This window comes from Pseudofrankia coriaricola, from assembly GCF_032027725.1.
Taxonomy (GTDB): domain Bacteria; phylum Actinomycetota; class Actinomycetes; order Frankiales; family Frankiaceae; genus Pseudofrankia.
Map to the genome: position 1 here is coordinate 1 of NZ_JASNFO010000131.1, position 17,791 is coordinate 17,791.

A 17,791-nucleotide genomic window follows, 5' to 3' on the forward strand; every position below is an offset into this window, starting at 1 on the left:
TTTACCGACCGCTGCCGTCCTGATTAGCCTCTTGACCTGCGCTGATGCGTAGCTTACATGTCCGTGACGGTCGTTTGGCAAATATCTGGCGGCATCAATTCCATGTGTTGAGCGGCGCGGTCTGGCCACCGGATTCGGCGGCCAGACCGCGGGCTTGGATCAGCGGTGGAATTCCGGTCAGGGTGAGGGTTTCGGTTCGAGTAGGCGGGTTTCGAGGTCGGCCATCCGGCGGTCCTGGAAGCGCAGGTTCGAGCGGGCGGCCTTCAGTCGCTCGTCGAGGGCGCGGTTGTCGGTGGTGAGCTGACGGACGCGCTGTTTGAGGGTGGTGTTCTCGGTGGTGATGCGCTGGATGGCCTCCTGGGTCCATTCGGCTTCGAGGTCGCGGATCTGGCCGAGGAGCTCGCCGATGCGGGTGCGCTGGGTGAGGATCTCGGCGTGGGCCGCGGTGAGCGCGTCTTCGGCGTTCAGTGCCCGTTCGCGCCAGGGTGCTTGGCGGGCGTCGTCTTCGTCGGCGATCCGCTGGCCGCGGCGCTGGTTGGCCTCGGTCATGGCGGCGGTGACCGCGGCTCTGGCCTCGGGGTTGTCGTAGAGGAAGGTGCGGGATACCGTCGCGCGCCGGGCCACGGCGGCGACGCTGACCGGTGTCTTCTCCCGTCGGAGGCGGGCGACGGCGTCGTGGACACGCCCCAGCGCGGCCTCGGATGAGCGGCGTCGGGCCGAGGCTGCGGCGGCCGTGCGCGGGTCGGGTTCGGGAACGGCGGCGCTCACCGACGCACCTTTTCGCTGTCGCCGAGGCCGTCGTGCTCGTCGTGTGCGGCGTGCGCGAGGTCGGCGGCGCGGAAGGCGGTGGACCAGACGCGGTGGAAGTAGTCCTGGGGTTTGCGCAGGTCCAGGGCGAGGGCGTCGTCGAGGAGACCGAGGCCGGCGAGTGCCTTCTCCAGGCCGTCGATCGCATGGGCGGTGGGCTCGAAGTATTGGTGGAGGTAGTCGGCGGTGGCGTCGTCGGGGGCGCCTTCGGCGAGTAGCCGCCATTGCTCGCGTTTGCGGCGCCAGTAGAGCAGGTCGGCGCCGGACAGGACGAACTTGTCGCAGCTGTGGCAGTTGAGGTTCCAGGGGCAGGCGCCGCCGTCGACGACGGGTTGGAAGGTGCAGAACCCGCCTTCGGCCGGAGTGCTGCGCCGGGACAGGTCGACCGCGAGGGCCTGCGCCTGGCCACGGCTCAGCGGCGTGGCGTCCCCGGCGAGCAGTTCGCCGGGGCGGGCGGCGCCGGGGCCGGCGACCCAGACGTGCTGCAGGACGTTCTCCAGGTCGGACTGGGTGAGGTGGACGTAGTGCTCGGCCATCCGGTCGGAGACATGGCCGAGGTAGCGGCGGATGTGGCTGAGGCTGGCGCCGTGCCGGAGCAGGTTCGTCGCCAGCGTGTGCCGGGCCTGATGTGGCACGACGTGACCGAGGTCGAGCGCGTCGACCCAGGGTCGGAACCGGCTGTGGAACCACTGGTGGGTCAGCGCGACGGTGCCGTCCGGGTTGCGGTGGGTCGTGGGGAACAGGGCCAGTCTGGCGCGTTCGGTTCCAGCCGGCCGGCGGCCGTGCTCGGCGGTGAACCGGTCGAGGGTCGTGACCTGCCGGGCGGCGAGGACCTCATAGAGCCGTTCGGGGATCCGGATCGCCACGTCGTAGTTCCCGACCTTGGTCTGGTCGTGCCAGAACATCGCCAGCCCGCCGTAGCGGCCGAGGCAGTCCCATCGCACCGACAGCACCTCGCCGATGCGCCGGCCGGTGATCACGACGGTCTCCCAGATGTCGCGCATTCCCCAGTCCTGGGGGTCGTAGTCGGCGGCGAGCCGGGTCAGGTTCGTCTCGTCGGCCAGCGCGCGGGCGACCTCGTCGGGGAACGGGCGGCGGGCGCGCATCGGGACTCCACCGGCGGCGGGAGCCGCGATGATGAACTCCCGGCTCAGGTCGAGGCGGTCGGCCGTCCCGCTGTCCATCGCGTCGCGCAGCAGCTTGCGGACCGCGTTGAACACCACCGTCCGGGTGCCGGTCGTGACGACGCCGGCGGATCCGCTCGTCCGTTTGATCGCCAGGGACGGCAGACCGTCGCGTTCGCGGTGGCGCTGGTCAGCGACGAACCGCCGCATGTGCTCGGCCCCCAACAGTGCCGGGTCGTGACCGCCGCCGGGGGCGTCGAGTTCCAGGAAGACGCCCAGCTCGATGGCGGCCCGGCGGACGGAGTCCAGCACGGCGGCGGTGCGCGGGCGGCGCGCCGAGCTCAGCAGATCGGCCAGGTAGTCGAAGGCAAGGTCCCGCAGCCAGCGCTGCGGGATGCCGGTCAGGTCGACGTGGCTCGTGCGGTGCGCGAACCGGACCCCGAAGTGGTCGGTTTCCAGGAAGCCGGCATCCTTCGCCTGCTCGGGAGTGAAGTAGACCAGCCGCAGCTCGTGGAGGATCTCTTTGGCGATCGCGCCGGAGAACGCGGTCGCGCCGTCGAGGTCGAGGTCGACGAGCGAGTTCGTCTCAGCGTGGCGGCAGGTGTTCACCAGGGTGCGGACCCAGCCGACGTCCCAGCGGGTCGGCCGGGACCGGCGGGTGTGGATGAACAGCCCCCACTGAATCTCCGCGCGTAGCAGGGGCCGCAGCCCGCGCAGGTTGAGCTGCCCCGGCCAGGGCATCGCGGTCGACGCCTGGCACCAGAGGCGGAATTGGTGCTCGTCGGTGTAGCCGACGGGGACCGGCTGGCTGGCGTGCTCGAAGCGCTGCCACCAGCTGGGCGGCAACGCTGCCCCGCCCGGCTGGTCGTCGCCTCGGTAGCGGGCCGTATGCCCAGAACACAGGCCCAGCGGGGAGGCCGCCAGGGCCGGGCAGACCGAGACCTGACAGTCCCCGTAGCCGGGATAGGGCACCTGCTCGCCGAGCCAGCCAGCGAAGTCCGCGCCGTCGCCCACGTCGAGTGCGTGCAGCGACCACCGTCCGCGGTGCCGCTGGCAGAGCCGCAGGTCGGTGTGGTCAGCGGGCCGGTCAGGGCAGACCCGGCAGGGAAGATACTCGAGGTGTTCCGAGGGCGGCAGCGGCTGGGCGCCGGCCACGAACGCCGCCTTGCCGACACCCCGCGCCTTCGCCCGAGCCCACTGCTCCCGGTGGATCGAACACAGGTCGCCGCTGCCGCGGACCCGCTCACAGCCGCCGATCACACAATCCCACTGGTAGATCGGATGCCCACGCGGGATCCGGACAATGTCGCCGCGGAACATCGGGTCGAACGACGGGCCGCCGATCAGCGCGGTCAGGATCTCCAGCCGGTCCCGTACCGTCCGGTCAGGCCGCTCCGCGTAGAGCGGGCGCAGGTGATCCGCCCGTTTCACCGCGTTCCCCAGACGGTGCGCAGCGCCGCGTCGAACGCCGGGTCATGGACATCGACATGGCCATAGATCTCATCGACCACAGCGGTGGAAGCCCAACCGCCGGCGTCCCGGGCGATCAGCAGGTTGCCATCAGAGGCGTCCAGCACAGCGCTGGTGAAGGAGTGCCGGAACGCATGCGGACGGACGACGCCCAGGCCGGCGCGCTGCCCGGCCCGGCCCAGCATCCGCCGAGCCGCCACCGGCGCCCACGGCTGACCATGCCCAGCGCCGTGGAGCTGAACGAGCAGCATCCCGTGTCCCGCCTGACCACGCGGATACTCGCCGGTGAGGTAGTCGAAGTAGGTGTGCACCATCGCGGGGCTGACCCGTTTGAGCAGCCCACCGACGACGGTCCCGTCGTCGATCCGCCACGGGTGCTTGGTCTTTGCCTCCGCCCGGTTCGGGTTGCCGGGGCGGTGGCAGACGTGGACGTGCGGAGATCGGCATTCGCCGCAGGCCGCGTTCTCCCGCAGGTGCAGGTCGACCAGGTGCAGCCCACACAGCTCACCGATCCGCAGACCCCCGTCCGCCAGCCAGGTCACCACCAGCCGGTCACGGGCCGAGTTGACCTCGGTCAGCAGCTTCTCCCGCGCCCCGTCGGGCAGCATCTTCGGATGCCGCCGGTGCGGGCCGGTCGGGGCCAGCGGGTTCGCCGGCATCGTCGACGTCACGTGCCCGAGGAACGCGCGGCGACGGTCCGCCCGGGACGGCAACCGGGCGCGGTCCAACACGTTGCCGAGCTCGCCGTTGACCCCGTAGGACGCTTGGTGCAGGTAGAACCCCTTCAGGCAGGCAGCCGTCGTCGTCAGCGCCGCGCGACCGTAGGGGCGCTTACCGAGGCGCCACGGCTGCCCCAGCGGCATCGCCACCTCGGCACCAAGGATCCCCATATAGCGTTCGAGGTCGCGCAGCCCGACCACGGCGACGGTGAGGCACTCCCGCTCGAGCCAGCGCAGGTGGTCGACCAGCAGGTAGGCATACGTCCGCTGCGTCCCCGAGCCATCGTGCCGGCGCAGGTACCGGTCCGCCTCCGGGTGCACCGTCCCCTCCGGCCAGACGATCGTCCACGACCGCCGCCCGTCCCCCTGCCGGATCTCCTGCACCCGCAGGTCTCCGATCACAACCGTGCGAACCACGTGCCCTCCGCCTACCGACGCCGCCAACAGGACGGACGTCCCGGACCCGGTCGGTAAACGAGCACGGCACGTCCCAGCCACAGGCCGGGACGGACATTACGGGCAGCTCTACCCGCGGTCGGTAAAGTCGACGACGACGAGGCGGGTCTTGCACTGGGCGACGCACTCGGCGGCGCGGTGCGCCAGGTGTGTCGCGGTGCCGCGGTCCGGCGCGGGCAGCGCGTAGAAGCGGCAGAGCATCGCGTTGAGGCTGCGGATCGTCGTGTTCGAGGTCAGGCCGAGATAGACGACCGGCACCCGCTGCCATTGCCCGCCCTCGACCGGAACCGTCGGCCCGTAGAGGTCGATCTGCTCGCGGTGGAACGCGCGGGCGAACGCGAGCGCGGCGGTGGTCTTGCCCAGGCCGGGCAGCGCGTCGAGGACCGCGGCGGGTTTGACCTTCTCCCCGTCCTGCCGGTTCGATCCGCAGATCTCCTCGAGCTGCTCGAAGACGGAGTCCATGCCCGGGGTGGCGATGGGGCCGAGGTTGGCGTGCCAGCGGGCGCGGGCCTCGTTGTAGCGCAGCCGGTCGATCCGCGGCATGGCCGCGATCTCGGCGCGGCTGCGCCGCGGCGGCCGCGGTCTCGGCTCGGTGTCGACCATCGCGAACCATCCGTCCTTGGCCGACAGGTTCCAGTCCCGCTCGTCGCGGTCGGAGAGCACCGCCCCCGCCGGCCGGCTCATCGCACGACCTTCAGCGCGTCGGCGTAGAACTCCTCGTCGCCGATCCCGGCAGGTTCGTCAGCGGCGTGGCCGTCCAGTTCGCCGTCGCTGTCGTCGTCGCCGCCCCGCCACGAACCGGCCGGCTGCCCGGGAGGATCCACCACGGCCCGGACAGCCGGGAGCTCGGCCACCGCCGCGAGCTCCGGGCCGCCCGCCGCGGCCAGTCTGGCCTGGCGCTGTTCGCTCGCGCGGATCGCCATCCGCCGTTCGGCGGGATGGCGCACCAGCCCCGCGTCCCACCGCTCCAGCAGCTCCGCCAGGGCGAGGCGGTCATCGACGTGGCGGCCCTCGGCGAGCACGAGGCGCCGCGCGTAGCCGAGCGTGTCCTCGGAGAACGGCAGGCCGATCTCGGTGGCGTGTTCCCAGACCAGCGTGTGCCACCGCTGATCTGCCGGGTCCTGGAAATAGATCCGGGAGACGTCGTCGGTGTCGTAGCGCACCGGCCACTTGCCCGGGTGCAGACCGGTGAAGGGGCTGCGCCGGTTGCGGTAACCCGTCAGCGCCGGACCGTTGTAGCGAAGCCCGTTGACCTCGACCCCGTAATGCTGGATGGTCCGCCACGCGACCGGCAGAAGATCGAACACCAGGTCCGCGCGCGCGGGGACCCGGAGCCGGCCGGCTCGGGCAAGACCATGGGCGAACATCTCCGCCGGAGACAGCTCCAGGCCTGGCACCGCCGGGTCGACCAGCCCGCCGTGCGGACGCCGGTGGTAGATACCGACGATCCACTGGCGGATCACGGCCTCGAGTTCGTCGACGAAGAAGTAGGCGCAGCCCTCGGGGTCCTTGCCGCGGCTGTGGACGTCGGGACCCTTGTAGCCCGGCAGCGCGGCCAGCAGCCCTTCCCGCAGGGTCCTAAAGAACCGTTCGACCGCCGCCTTGTCCGTCGGGGTCAGCGGCCGGGCTGGCTGAATCGAGACCCCGAGGCGCCCACACACCGACAGCAGATGCTTCGAAAGAAAGATCTTGCCGTGGTCGACCACCACTGTCTCGGCGGCGACCCCGGGCAGCCCCGGCTCCCCCTCGGCAACACGGCCGGCGTCGACGACGACCGTGTCCGGCAGTCCGGCATAGGGCAACAGCCCGCCGCCGCTGCCGCGGGCCGTGTCCGGCATCAGCGTCTCGTAGAGCACGACCACCGCGTCGACGGACTTGGTCGACACCGGTGAGAGCCGTAGCCCCGTGACGCACCGCGAGTAAAGATCAAACGCGATGGTGAGCTCGACGCGGACCCAGCGCAAGGTCAGCGGTTCCATCGCGAACACGTCCAGCGGGGTGGTGTCCAGCAGCACGTACTCACCCGGCCTGGTCGAGCGCAGCCGCCCGTAGGCCACCTTCGGCCGGCCCGCGATCGACCGCTTCGCGGCGGTGGCGCCCACGAGCGCGTTGGTGCCGCGGGACAGCTCCTCCAACGCCGCCCGCGCCCGCCGCCGCCCCGGCCGCGGAACCGCCCCCTGGCCGAACTCGGCGTCCAGCCGAGCTGTGACCCGCTCCAACAGCAGCCGCCGGGTCGGCCGGCTGGCCTCGGTGTGCTCGTCGAGCACCAGCCGGCACATCGCCAGCCAGCGTTCGTCGATCCCGGCGAGCGGATCAGCCAGCCGCACCGTCCGGCCGTCGACCAGCCCAGCGGCCCCCGCCGTCTCGACCGCGCGCACCCAGCGGCGCACTGTCCGGACGTCGACCCCCACCTCCGCGGCCTTCGCCGCGTAGCGGTCCATCAGTGGCAACGACGGGTCGTAGGCCGCCCGCGGCTCGCCGTCAGCCGCCCGCTCCGCCGTGCCCGAGACATAGCCCGTCAGCACTTCCCGGACATGGCCGAGCCGCGCCAGCACCTCGGCGCGCCGCGGCGCGGCCAGGTTGTCCAGCAGCGGCCCCAACGCCTCCATCAGCTCCGCCGCTTCGCCATCCACTCCCAGCACCGACGTCGCCGGATCCGTGAGCGCGGTCGCCGTGTGCACCAGCAGGTCGCGGCCCTGCCCGTCGCGCAGCCGCAGCCGCTCGGCCTCGATGCCGACGACCGTGCGCACTTCGCCGTCGTGGACCAGCTTCGTGCCGACAGTCAGGGTCACCGTGGCGATCACGCCGCGCGCTCCACGATCGACGCCGACGACAGCGGCGTATCCAGACCGACGCGGAACACGCCCCGCCACACCAGATGCAGCAACGCCGGCCGGCAGACCTCCACCGCGAACCGGCCCGCCAGCGCCGCCTCCACCTCACCGAGACGCGCCGTCCCCGTGACCATCCGGTCGATCTCGTTGACCGCCTCCGCGTCGACCCGGTCCGCGCGCCGGTAGGCCGCCAGGAACCGCACGTTGCCCAGCACCACCGCCGGCGCCCCCGACCAGATCTCGTGACGCCAACCGGCCTCGGTGAACACCCGGCCCGCCCAGCCCAACGCCTCCGCGACCTTCGGCCTGGCCAACTGCTCCGCAGGCTTGACGTTGACCACTGTCACCAACCCAGCGGCATCAACGAGAAGAAAGTCCGGCACATGCCGTCGAACCCGATCACCCACCTGGGCGGCCAGGCAGAAAGGCTGCGCAGCGATTCCCACCACCGAAGGGTCGAAATCGGCGAGCAACAGCCGGGAAAGCTCCAACCGGCTCTCATAGACCACATGCCCAGCCATCGTCGCCGACCAGTACCAACCCGAATAGTGAGCCTGCCCCTGCCGCCAGCGGAAAACCCGCCACGGACTCCCCGCAACCACCCGCGCAAGATCCGAACACGCCACATCGTCGAAGGTCAACACCGCGCCCGCGACGTCCCTGACGCTCAACCGAGCATCAGCCGCCATCGCCACCATCTCCCCAGATAGAAGACATGATCCCAACCGGCACGGTAGATCACTGGACATCACCCCGGTCATTGGACACACCGTGGAAAAGTCCGCCGGACGCTGGACATCATCCCCGGCACCTCACACCCGCAGAGTTCGCGAACCGGTCATTCCTCACCCCCTTTATCGAACCGGCCGTACCGCTTAGCCGAATTCGTCCAGATTTGCCGCAGACCCGCCCGCCCGAATGGACAGATAGCCGGTCACTGGACATCCAGTGGATAACTATTCCGGCGATTGGACATGTTCACCGGCATCCCTACAGCGCTGGCGGTGGGCTGGTTTGGTCACTGGCAGGTGGTGGGATCGGGGTCGACGCAGATGTTGTTGGCGGTGTCCACCGCCTTGGCGCGGATGATGGCGATCACGATGGCGGCGACGATGACCAGGCCGACGGTGAGGACAGCCGTCGACAGGGCGTCGCCGCGGTCGGGCTGGTGACCGGCGCGGTCGGCGGCGGCGCGGTGGGCCTCGTCGTGGGTGCCGATCCGGTCGACGAGCCGGGTGGGCAGGCCGGTGAGCCAGAGGTGGGCCAGGGTCAGGCGAACGCCGAGGCGGCGCATGATGGTCACGCTCCTTGTTGTCGTGACGGTGGGACGGGCTAGGGCAGGGTTCCGGGGCTGGTCAGCATCGCCAAGAGCGGATAGGTGAGGAAGCCGACGAACGCGAGGGCGACGGCGGCGGCGGGGAGTTCGAGTTCGGCGTCGGCGGTGGCGGCCTCGGCGCGGGCCTGGGCGGCCTCGGCGGCGCGCAGGTGGGTGGCCTTGCTGTCCATCGCCTCGACGGGTGAGGCGCCGCGCAGCGCGGAGGTGACGGTCAGCCGTAGTTCGCGCCACTCCGGCAGGGGGATGCGGTGAGCGAGGAGGTCCAGGCCGGTGTCGGCGGGCTGTTGGCGGGCCGATGCGGTGGCCAGGGCGGTGGCGATCTGGGTGAAGGCCCAGCCGTGGCCGGCGTCGGCGGCCAGGCGCAGCGCGGCAGGCAGCGGCAGCCCACCCGCGAGCAGCACCCGTACCAGGTCCAGGTAGGCGGCGATCGCGAGCCGGGTCTCCTGGCGACGAACCTTCGCGCGCCGACGCACCGGCCGGTCCGCGGCGACGACGCCGACGAACGCGGCGAACAGGACCAGCGCCGGGGCGAGCAGCACCGGCATCGACAGCCCGGCCAGCGCCGCACCGCCGGCGGCCACGGCGGTGCTGACGGCGCAGGCGGTGGCGGTCGCGACACGGGTGGCGGTGTGGGTGGCCTGGTCACGGCCGGCGAGGGCCAGGTCGTCGGCGAGCAGCAGACGACGAGCCCGGGCCGGGCCCGCGACCTGTTCGACATGGCCGTTGACCCAGCCGGCGGCGGCCCGCGTCCAACGCGCCGGCCGCGCCACAGAAGTCCGGGCCGTCAGTGCCGCGGACAGGGCGAGGTAGAGGCCGGTCGCGGCGCTCGCTCCGCACAGCCCCGTCAGCGCGGTGCCTGCGGGCAGGCCGGCACTCATCGCCGGTCTCCACTGGTGAGAGGGGAGGCCGAAGGGGCAGGGGTCATGTCGTTTCCTCGAAGAAGTCGGGCATGGCCGGTGGGCGGGAACGGCGGATCAGGGCGTGCACGGCGGCGCCGACGAGTGCCAGCAGGCCGGTGAGTGCCAGCTGGCCGGCGGCGGTCCGGTAGGGCGCCAGGACGGCGGGCCAGGCGACGAGCAGCCCGCCGGTGGTGAGTGCGAACAGGGCGAGCAGCAGGGCCATCGCGCGGCGGTGGCGGGCACGGCCGGCGTGCACGTCACGCAGGACGGCGACGCGATGGCGGGTGGTCTCGACCTGGCTGGCCATCAGCCGGCCCAGATCACCCGCACCGTGGCGGTAAGCCAACACGAGAGCGGTGACGACCTGACCGACGGCCGGATGGGCGACGTCGCGGCGAAAAGCCGCCAGCGCCCAGGGCAGCGGCTGCTGGTCGTGGAGTCTGCGGCCGAGCGCGGCCAACGGTACGGCGAGCGCCGGTGGGGGTAGCTGGCTGGAGGCGGCGACCGCCGCCCGCAGCGGCTGTCCGGCGTCGAGTTCCTGGCGGACGGTCTCGCACCAGGTCGCGACCGCTTCGCCCAGCTCGCCCGTCTCGCCGACGCCGCGCAGCGTGCGCGCCTGGCCGGCCAGCCACACCAGCCCGGCCGCGATCACCGCCAGCACCGGCAACCCGACCAGCACCCCCACCACCAGCCCCACCACCGCGGCCACCGCGACCGGCCCAGCCATCGGCAACGCCCGCCACCTGCCGGCCATCGCCGCCCCGAAGGTCCGGGCTGCCAGCGTGGTCGGCCCGGCGCCCGACGCGCCGCGGTGTCTCGGCCGCCTGGCCCGCCCGTCCACGCCTGCGTTACCGGCCCACGGCGCCCGTCCCGTCAGCGCCGCTCCCAGCAGCCACAGGCCGGCCCCGGCGACCGCACCGTCACCGGCCAGGACCAGCAGCCGCGGCACGCCGCTCACCGCACCGCTCCGGAGGTGCGGCGCGCACGAAAGTAGGTGGGGTCGGTGACCGTGGCGAGCTTGGCGGCCAGCCGCTCCGACAGGTCGACCTCGGTCCGCACCGCCCGCCCGGCGCGCGCGCTCCACCGCCACAGCTCCGCGGAGCTCACCGCACCCGCGCGGTAGTCGACAATCTCGCGGACCGACGTGACCGCCCGCGCCCGGCCGACGTGGGCAACGTGGACGACCAGGTCGAGGGTCGCCGCGATCGTCTCGAGCACCACCTGTTCGGGGACGGCGCGGGAACCGAACGCGGCATAGGTCCGCAGCCGGGCGACAACATCGGCGGACGAGGTGGCATGGATCGTGGTCGCCACACCCTGGGCGATGCCCTGCCCCGCGGCCAGCAGCAGCGGCAAAACACCCCCGTCGGGCTTGAGCTCACCGAGCAGGACCCGGCTCGGAGTCTGACGGCGCAGGTCCGCGGTCAAATAACGCTCGATCGGGTACTCGCCCCGGCCGTCGACGTTCGACTCCCGGGCCTCGAACTCGACGAGATTGCGCCACCGGTCCCGGTCCAGGAACAGCTCGGCCTCGTCCTCGACCGTCACCACCCGTTCCAACGCCCGATCACCCGGGGTGGCGTTCACCCAGGCGCGCAGCAACGTGGTCTTGCCCGCTCCGGTGCCACCGGAGATGACCAGGCCGACCGGGACCCGCAGCGCCGCGGTCGCCGCCAAAAGGGCGATCACGTCCGGACCGCACATCCCCACATCGGCAAGACCCGACAACGAGTCCAGAGACGGGGTGAACAGCCGGCAGTCGAGATGCGTCAGCGAGGTGACCCGGCCCACCGCATGCACCCGCACCCCACCGGGCAACCGGAACCGCACCGACGGGTTCGCCTCGTCGAACCGCCGCCCCGCCAACGCCGCCTGCGCCGCCGCCCACTCCCACACCTGCTCATCCGCCGAAAACGGCGACCGCGACTCGATACGACGGGCGGTGGCCCGCTCGGTCAGGACCATGTTCACCGCGCCGTTGACCTCGACGTCGCTCCAGCGATGCGTCGCGGTCAGCACCGTGCTCAGCGGGCCCAGCTCGGCACGGGCCGCCCGGGCACCCTGGCGGACCGCGTCCTCGGCGACCGGGCTCAGCGGCGGCTGGCCTTCGGCCGCGGCCTGCTGGCGGGCGGCCACGAGCACCGCTGTGATCGCCTCGTCGACGAGGGCGCCCCGGTCCGCCGAACGCAGGACGGTGCCGGTGCGGCGGGCATGCGTGAGCCGCGCCTCCACCACCTCACCGACCCGGGCCACATAGTCCGCGACCAGACCGTCCTCGACCAGGTCCACCGCGTCGGCAGCTGCCGCGGTCAGCGCGACGGAACGCCGAGGCGGCCCAGGCCGCCGGCCCCCGGCCGGCGCAGGTCCCGTCGCCTCCGGACGCGGACGCACGGCCATCACCCGCCCGCCCCCACCACACCCGCGACCCCGCCAGTGGCGCTCGCACTTGGGCTCGCACCGCTTGGCCGGGCCCCGCCCGCTGTCGAGCCGTCAGCTCCCCCAGCGCCGACATCCCCAGACGGATCAGTGCCGTCTGCGGCGGCGGGGCTGGCGCCGGCGGCGGGACCGGCAGCGCTTCCAGTCCCGGCGCCTCCGGTCGCTGCGCCGCTGGCCGTAGGCGCAGCCGCCGGGCCACCTACCTGACCGTCCGGCGGGACAACTGCGCCCCCGGAGGTATCGGCGGTGACGCCGAGGAGACGAACACCGGGACTGGTCGCGGCGGCGGCCGCGACCCGAGCCGCCAACTCCGCCGGCACAGCCAGATAGACAACAGTCACCCCGGCCTCCGACGAACCGGCCGGGCGACCGACCTCGGTCACCGTCACCCGCTGCGCCAGCGTCACCGCATCCTTGGTCGCCGGGTCGACCCCGACGACGTCGACCTGCTCCCCCGGCCGCGGCGACGACGACGGCAACCCGGCCGCGTCCACCGCCACCCCGAGCGTCAACGTCCCGGCCGGCCCCGCGATCGAGCCGACGAGCTCCGGCGTCAGCAACGTCCCCGCCGGCAGGTCGACCAGCGCCTGCCGGCCCACCACCGCCGCACGCGCGATCGCCGGCGTCGCCAGCCGCACCGCCCCACCCGACGCGGCGACCCGCACCACCGCCAGATCCGCCGCGGCGATCACCTGGCCCCGCTGCATGGGCCGGGCCAACGCCACCGCGTCCACCGTCGGCTGGCTGCCCGACCCCAGCCACAACGCCCCGCCCGCGCCCAGCACCGCCAGCAGCAGCCCGAGCAGCGCCCCACCCCACCGCCGCTGCCCCCGCCCCGCGACGCGCGGCCCGTCGCCGTCGTACTCGCCGTCCAGATCCGTGTCATCCCACTGATCAGCTGCCGTGAACGTCACCGCCCGCCACCGCCCACCTGGCCCGGGCGCAACCGCCAGCCCCGAACCGTGATCGGCACGGCCCGACGGGCGTCCATCCGACCCGTCCGCTCGCCCCACCTGCCGGCCTCGCGGCACGCTTTCTGGAGGGAAACCAACCGTGACACCGCCACCCGGACCTGCTGGGTGCATCGCCGCCGCAGCGGCGCACTGCGCTGGCCACGATCTACGGGCCGGCCGTAGGGCGCTGGCAGCTTCCTCCCACCACGTCCGGCGGTCGCGATAGAAAACAAGGACATACGGGTGGTCATGAACCGCTTCCTTCGACTGCCTGGTACTCGTGGACGACGGCCTCGACGGCCGTCGTGGTGGTCAGCGGAGCCAGGGCGCCGGACTGGCCGTTGCTCGCCGCCCAGGCCACCTGCCAGTGGACCGACAACGACGCCGGCCACGACCGGCCGTTGGGCGCGGCCGTGGAGGCATCCCGGTAGGTGTAGGAACAGGCCGGCGCAGCAGCCGGCGCCGGCGCGGCCGGATCGAACATCTGGCCAGGGCCGGCGCAGGTGACGGAACGGGCACCGTCACCGGGTTCGAAGACGAGCTCGCCCGGGGTCGCCGTCACCGTCACCGACAGGCCCAGGGCCTCGGCGGTGCCGCTTACCGGCACCCACTGCCCGGCCGGCACCGCGAACCACGTCGCCACCTTCACCACCAGGCCCCGCGCCGGATCCGGCGACAACACTGGCCGCGGCGCCGGCAGCCGCCGCCGCACGTCATCAGCCGCCGCCGTGAGCAGGTCGCCCTGGTCCTGGACCTGGAACCACTGCCAGCCCACGACCGCGCCGTCACACACCCGCGCGTACAGCACCGACTCCACGCCGTCCGGATCAAACGGATCAGACGCGCCCTCCGCCGACCCCTCCCCCAGCTCGTCGAGCGACTTCCACACACACTGCGGCGCTGGACCGGCGGAACCGCTCCTGGCTGAGCCTTCTGGACCGCCATCGGCGCCAATCGAGGCTCCGATCTCCCGGCGGTCCTGGTCGGTCTCCACGTAGCCTTCGGCCTGACCATGGCCGTCCCCGGCCCAGCCGAGCGGGATCGGGCTCCCCGCGTAGGCAGGGGTTGGCATGGCCACGAGAACGGCGAATACAAGGGTTCCGGCACCGGCCAAGGTCAGGACGCGGCGGGGCGGGGCGGACACCGGTTCTCGCCTTCCCAGCTGTCCACGATCACGCCATCGTTGATCTTCCATTCGCCGTCGAGTTGCTGGATCCACGTGGTGCGGGTGCGGGCGCTGGCAGGGGTGTCGTTTACGACGATGTCCTTGCCGTCCGGAGCGCGGTTGACCCCGTCGATGACGGGGTCGGTGGTGTAGCCGCACACGACGGTCACGGCCCGGCCGGCCGGCGGCAGGGCATCGATCGTGATGTCCTCGATCACGTAGTAGGACCGTGCGTCCGGGCGGGCGACGTAGCCGTGCTCCGCGAAGTACGCCATCCGGCCGCGGACGTTCTCGCCAGAGACCGACTGGTCGGTGTACACGGCGCGCAGAGCGGCGACGAGCGCCTGGTCCCGCGGGTTGGCTGCAGCGGCGCGGTAGGCATCGAAGTACCGCTTCTGCGCGGCCGTGACCTCAGTGCGAATTTCAGCTCCGAGGTCGAGCGGCGCTCCGGTGGCGGAGATTGATGCCGTGGTCTCGCCGGTCGATGTCGCCGGCGCGGGAGGGTCGCCGCCTGACGAACGGCCACAGGCGACGGTGGTAAGGCAGAGACCGAGGACGCCGGCCGCGGCCGACGTCCTTATTGGGACCGAAGACCGCATCAGGACAGGCGTCCTCAAGAGGACGGTCGTCCGCATCAGGACACGACACGTAACGTTTCGGAAAAGCGACGTCCGCATGAGGACATTGCCTGTCCTGAGCCGGACATGACCAGTGCTGCGCACATTCTCGACGCAGCATTCCGCCCGGGCGCGGGCATGCATCAGACCTCCCAGTCGGGCGCGCGGGCGCCTCGGCGCTGAGGCGCGGACAGGCCGCCGAACCGGCGGCGGGTGCGGGTAAATCGGCAGCTCAGTGCTGGTTTCTGCCGCGAGGCAGGGCAACGTGGCGCATGGGTCATCGCGGCCGATGGGGGCTGGCCGCACGCGAGTAGTGGTTACGGCGAATCCACCGGGCCAGACCTGAAGGATTCGATGACAAAACGGTGGTATCACACGGATTAGCGCTTGAGTAGCCGTAACATCTCGGCCTGTGGATAACGTCCGGCTAACGCTGGATACCGTCCGTCACCTACGTCGCGTCGCCGCTCGAAATGGACGACACTTCGCGCTGCCAGATCCGACGCCCACGCAGGCTCCAGCCCGGACGGCTCCGCCTCGCCGCCCGCCTCGCCGGAGCAGGGAGGCCACCGTGTTCGATGCCGCCCACGACCGCGCCATGCCGCGCACTGCCGCGACCGACGCCTGCGTCCTCACCGGCACGACCGCCGACGACGACAACGCCGCCCGGCCAACGACCACAGCGGCCAGCGCCAAACCAGCCCCGGACGGCCGCGGACTCGGCGCCACACGCACCAACTCCGGCGTCACGGACCTCACCGCCGAGAGATCCACTACCCAGAGTGGCAATTGTGATTCACGTCACCTGGAATGTGGTGGGGGTGCCACCCACGTCCCCACCCCCGCCTCGGTGGCCAGCGATCCGCCCCCTCGCGGCGGCGGCGCCTCGCTTCCCAGCCCGGCCGACCTCCGCGCGGGCAACACCCGCCAACCCGGCCACCCGTCCACCGCCCGCGCGGAGTCACCTCTCTTCGACCGGCCGGCGCGGGCTCGGTGGTGGCGCGACGGGGAGGCATGGATCCGGCTCGCGACCGTCGCCGCCGTGCTCACCGTCGCCGGCATCGCCGCCGCCGTCTCCTACCGTCATATGAGGGGCGTCGCCCTCGGCCACGGCGAGGACCACGTCGCCGCCGCGATCATCCCGGTCTCCGTCGATGGTTTGATCGTCGCCGCCTCGATGACCCTGCTCGCCGACAGCCGCGCCGGGCGCCGCCGTAGCTGGCTGCCCTACGCCCTGCTCATCCTCGGCTCGGCCGCCAGCCTCGCCGCCAACGTCATGCACGCCGAACCTGATCTTGCAGCCAGGGTCATAGCCGCCTGGCCGCCGGTCGCGCTCATCGGCGGCTACGAGCTGTTGATGAGCCAGATCCGCGCTACCACCCGCCCCACCGGCAACCGTCCTGTCCTCCGGGAGCCGGGACGCCGCCGGCATCGGGCAGTCGCCGAACAGGCCCACCGCGACGACGTCCGTCACAACCACGACCACTCACCCGCCAGCACCGGCAAACAGCCTGACGACAGCAGCCGTGCACACGACGTCAAACCCGCCAGCGCCTGCTCGGCACGCAGCGCGTGGCCCGACGGCAACTTGGCGGCCAGAACCGAACCGGCTAGCAGCTGCGTCCGGCATCCCGCCGCGCTCGCCGACGTCGACGACAGCCGCGCCTTCGGCACTGACGTCGAGCACCGATGGACCGCGGCGGCCGGTCTACCCACTCAGCGCGCCGAGACGCGCCCTGGCCCGGCCGCCACCGGCAACCCGTCAGCGCCCAGCACTGACCCGCCAGACGAATTCCACGCCGTAACCGCGCTCAACGGCCCGGCCACCACGCTCACGGACGCCGCATCTGCTGCGAGAGCGCGTCCTGTCGGACTGCCGAGCGACTCGGCACCGGCATGCCTCGGTGAGGGCCGCACGACGGGCGGGACGGCGTCAGCCGACCCGGCGCCGTTGACCAGCAAGAAGGCCCAGCTCGCCGCCCTCCTGACCGCGCTTCCCCCCGACGACCCTCGCACTCCCTACGCGCTGGCCCGCGACCTCGCACCCGCCCTCGACCTGCATGAGGGCACAGCCCGCCGCTACATCGCCGAACTTCGCAAGGCCGCCGACATGTCCGCGGCCGCAGCCTGAACCGCGAGGATCAGCTCCCCTCAGGGGGCAGCGACGCATCCACGCGACCGGAACGCACCGGCCACGTGACATTGGGCCGCTGCCACGGTCCCGCGATAGGAACGCCGGCCGGCGGACATCCCTTCTTCGCCGCCCACGGGCGCCTGACAACACCCGGTCCCGCATGGGCTAGGCGTCGCGGCCCTCGCCCTCGCCGCCGGCGCGCCGGCGCAGCCGGCCGGCGGGCCGGTATTCGGCGATCCAGGCCTCGACGTCGTCGGTGCGCCAGATGTGGCCGGCGGCCAGGGTGACGTACGGCCTCGGGAACGTCGGATCGCTGGCCAACAGCTGGTTCACCCGGGTCCGGTTCACACCGAGCCGCTTCGCGATTTCCGCGGCCCCCATCAGCGGTTGCGCCACACAAAAATCCTAGTAGACGACCGTCTACCCCTGCCGTACGCTCGGCGCTACGCAACGGTCGTCTAGTAGCGACCTGCTGCGTCTTCCGCGCCGCCCGCCACGCCGGCAGCGCCCCTCCCACTGGTCATCCCAGGAACGAGGCCCCGATGGACCACCCCCCGCTCCCCAGCCCCGGGCCCTGGCGCCCCGGACCCCTCGACCAGCCACCAGCCAGCCTGCTGGTCACCGGCGACGGTCACGAGCTGACGATCGGCCCCGGCGCGACACCAGACCTGCTGGCAGCGCTGCTCATCCAGGTCCCGCACCGCGCCCGATTCGTCGAGCACCATGGCGACCTGTTGACCGGACTACCAGGCGACACGCCGGCTTGGTGATGGCGTGTGCTCGTGGGTGATCGATAGACCTGCCCCGTCTCGGTGTCGAAGGGGTGGAGTCGGGTTGTTCG

Annotated in this window: 16 protein-coding genes; 2 read left to right on the forward strand and 14 right to left on the reverse strand. The window is 72.2% G+C overall.

The features are described 5' to 3' along the window. Positions 1–177 precede the first annotated feature (177 nt). The 13 genes from QOZ89_RS43615 to QOZ89_RS43675 all read right to left on the reverse strand — a co-directional run bounded on the left by QOZ89_RS43615 (position 178) and on the right by QOZ89_RS43675 (position 14,798). Positions 178–768, reverse strand: coding sequence for a DUF6262 family protein (locus QOZ89_RS43615; protein ID WP_312627185.1), 591 nt, complete (start codon positions 766–768; stop codon positions 178–180). Continuing rightward, positions 765–3,362: a tyrosine-type recombinase/integrase gene (locus QOZ89_RS43620; RefSeq protein WP_312627183.1), complete on the reverse strand. Its 2,598-nt coding sequence runs from the start codon at positions 3,360–3,362 to the stop codon at positions 765–767. The genes QOZ89_RS43615 and QOZ89_RS43620 overlap by 4 nt, the downstream gene beginning before the upstream one ends. Then, positions 3,359–4,537, reverse strand: a complete 1,179-nt coding sequence (locus tag QOZ89_RS43625; protein ID WP_312627181.1) for a tyrosine-type recombinase/integrase — start codon at positions 4,535–4,537, stop codon at positions 3,359–3,361. Before QOZ89_RS43625 ends, QOZ89_RS43620 begins: the two co-directional genes overlap by 4 nt. 108 nt (positions 4,538–4,645) lie before the next feature. Beyond that, the gene (locus QOZ89_RS43630) at positions 4,646–5,260 is read right to left on the reverse strand and encodes an AAA family ATPase (protein WP_312630075.1); all 615 of its coding nucleotides are present in this window, start codon (positions 5,258–5,260) and stop codon (positions 4,646–4,648) included. Next, entirely contained in the window at positions 5,257–7,380 is a 2,124-nt protein-coding gene (locus tag QOZ89_RS43635; RefSeq protein WP_312630077.1) for a TnsB C-terminal domain-containing protein, read from the reverse strand. The genes QOZ89_RS43630 and QOZ89_RS43635 overlap by 4 nt, the downstream gene beginning before the upstream one ends. Then, entirely contained in the window at positions 7,377–8,108 is a 732-nt protein-coding gene (locus tag QOZ89_RS43640) for a TnsA-like heteromeric transposase endonuclease subunit (protein ID WP_312630079.1), read from the reverse strand. Before QOZ89_RS43640 ends, QOZ89_RS43635 begins: the two co-directional genes overlap by 4 nt. A 320-nt stretch (positions 8,109–8,428) precedes the next feature. Beyond that, positions 8,429–8,704, reverse strand: a complete 276-nt coding sequence (locus QOZ89_RS43645; RefSeq protein WP_312630081.1) for a hypothetical protein — start codon at positions 8,702–8,704, stop codon at positions 8,429–8,431. A gap of 38 nt (positions 8,705–8,742) precedes the next feature. Further along, a complete protein-coding gene (locus QOZ89_RS43650; protein WP_312630083.1) occupies positions 8,743–9,624 on the reverse strand; it encodes a type II secretion system F family protein in 882 nt (293 codons plus the stop codon). Between the two features lie 43 nt (positions 9,625–9,667). Then, complete coding sequence (locus QOZ89_RS43655) at positions 9,668–10,603, reverse strand: type II secretion system F family protein (protein ID WP_312630085.1); 936 nt, start codon at positions 10,601–10,603, stop codon at positions 9,668–9,670. Next, positions 10,600–11,934 (reverse strand): ATPase, T2SS/T4P/T4SS family, encoded by a 1,335-nt coding sequence (locus tag QOZ89_RS43660; protein WP_312630087.1) that lies wholly within the window; start codon positions 11,932–11,934, stop codon positions 10,600–10,602. Before QOZ89_RS43660 ends, QOZ89_RS43655 begins: the two co-directional genes overlap by 4 nt. Positions 11,935–12,041: 107 nt before the next feature. Then, positions 12,042–12,995, reverse strand: a complete 954-nt coding sequence (locus QOZ89_RS43665; protein WP_312630089.1) for an SAF domain-containing protein — start codon at positions 12,993–12,995, stop codon at positions 12,042–12,044. Positions 12,996–13,281: 286 nt separating this feature from the next. Beyond that, on the reverse strand, positions 13,282–14,178 hold the full coding sequence (locus tag QOZ89_RS43670) for a hypothetical protein (RefSeq protein ID WP_312630091.1): 897 nt from the start codon (positions 14,176–14,178) through the stop codon (positions 13,282–13,284). Then, positions 14,151–14,798 carry a hypothetical protein gene (locus QOZ89_RS43675; protein ID WP_312630093.1) on the reverse strand — a complete coding sequence of 216 codons (648 nt, stop codon included), beginning with the start codon at positions 14,796–14,798 and terminating at the stop codon, positions 14,151–14,153. The genes QOZ89_RS43670 and QOZ89_RS43675 overlap by 28 nt, the downstream gene beginning before the upstream one ends. 589 nt (positions 14,799–15,387) lie before the next feature. Here QOZ89_RS43675 and QOZ89_RS43680 point away from each other — a divergent pair. Beyond that, complete coding sequence (locus tag QOZ89_RS43680) at positions 15,388–16,947, forward strand: DUF2637 domain-containing protein (RefSeq protein ID WP_312630094.1); 1,560 nt, start codon at positions 15,388–15,390, stop codon at positions 16,945–16,947. Between the two features lie 168 nt (positions 16,948–17,115). Here QOZ89_RS43680 and QOZ89_RS43685 read toward each other — a convergent pair whose 3' ends face one another. Next, complete coding sequence (locus tag QOZ89_RS43685) at positions 17,116–17,346, reverse strand: helix-turn-helix transcriptional regulator (RefSeq protein ID WP_312630095.1); 231 nt, start codon at positions 17,344–17,346, stop codon at positions 17,116–17,118. A 146-nt stretch (positions 17,347–17,492) separates the two neighbouring features. On the opposite strand from QOZ89_RS43685, the gene QOZ89_RS43690 reads away from it, so the two are divergent. Then, a complete protein-coding gene (locus tag QOZ89_RS43690) occupies positions 17,493–17,720 on the forward strand; it encodes a hypothetical protein (RefSeq protein WP_312630097.1) in 228 nt (75 codons plus the stop codon). Positions 17,721–17,791 lie beyond the last annotated feature (71 nt).